This is a genomic window from Flavobacterium fructosi, from assembly GCF_042787335.1.
GTDB lineage: Bacteria > Bacteroidota > Bacteroidia > Flavobacteriales > Flavobacteriaceae > Flavobacterium > Flavobacterium fructosi.
In genome coordinates, this window is record NZ_JBHZQA010000035.1 from 1 (window position 1) to 1,239 (window position 1,239).

At 33.2% G+C, this 1,239-nt stretch carries 1 protein-coding gene; it reads right to left on the bottom strand.

Features of this window, described 5'->3' with window-relative positions:
• Positions 1–8: 8 nt before the first annotated feature.
• Positions 9–1,183 (bottom strand): IS3 family transposase gene (locus ACFX5D_RS16235; protein WP_379859241.1). Its coding sequence is split into 2 segments (ribosomal slippage): positions 9–916 and positions 916–1,183, totalling 1,176 coding nucleotides; the frame shifts between segments, so codons are not numbered across the junction.
• Between the last annotated feature and the right edge of the window lie 56 nt (positions 1,184–1,239).

A 1,239-nucleotide genomic window follows, 5' to 3' on the forward strand; every position in this document is an offset into this window, starting at 1 on the left:
ACATTAAGTTAAGCTACATTTTTGTAATTAATTTGATTGTTAAATTCTTCAATAGTTGCATAATTCAAAGCAGAATGTCTCCTTTTTCTGTTGTACCAAATTTCAATGTATTCAAAGATTTCCAGTTTCATTTGTTCTTTAGAAATCAGTTTGTTTCCATAAATCAATTCAGTTTTTAAGGATTTAAAAAAGCTTTCCGCTACTGCATTGTCCCAACAATTTCCTTTGCGGCTCATACTACGGGTTATTTTTTTATAGGAATCAAGAACATTTACAAACTTTTTGCTGGCATATTGAACACCTCTGTCGGAATGAAAAATCAAATCTTCCTCAATATTTCGGTTTTTAACCGCCATTTTCCAAGCCTTAAGCGAGGTTTCATCTGTACTCATTCCATCGCTTAAACTCCAACCTATGATTTTTCTATCGTACAAATCTATAATAGTTGTCAGGTATACAAATCCCTCTTTGGTTTGAATATAGGTGATATCAGAAACCCAAGCTTTTGAAGGTGTTTTTACAATAAACCCTCTGTTTAATATATTTTCAACGATTAAATAATTATGATTTGAGTTGGTCGTTACTTTGAATTTCTTGCTTAATTTACTTCGTAAACCTAGCTGTTTCATATATTTTGCTACTGTAATTCTTGAAATTTTATAACCAATACTCCAAAGTTCTAAGGTTATTCTAGGACTTCCGTATCGTTGTTTGGATTCAAAATAAATCAATGTTATCTTTTCTTTTATGGTGATTTTTCGTTGCTGTCTTGCAGTGATTGTTTGTTTTTTCCATCGGTAATAACTGCCACTACTCACTTGTAGAACTTTGCACATTTTTTCAATCGGGAATACTTGTTCATTGTTTTTAATGAAACTATAAATCATCGACCGCTCTTGGAAAAAATGCCTATTGCTTTTTTTAATATATCACGCTCTAACTCGGCATCTTTGAGTCTTTTCTCCAATTCGTGAATTTTTTCTTGTTCAGGACTTAGTTTTAAATTCCCTTTTCCAGGAAAACTTCCCTCTCCAAACTCCTCGAACTCTTTGCGCCATTTGTACAACTGTGGTGCTGTTACTCCCAGCTCTCTGGCCAGTTCTGATACGTTGGTTCTCTCATAACTCAATTGGACGGCTTTTTCTTTGAAAGCTTTGTCATAAACTTTGCGGAATTGTTTCATAGGTTAAAATTAAGATTATTTCTTAACTTTCTGTGATGGCTAAGTTAGCATGTCCA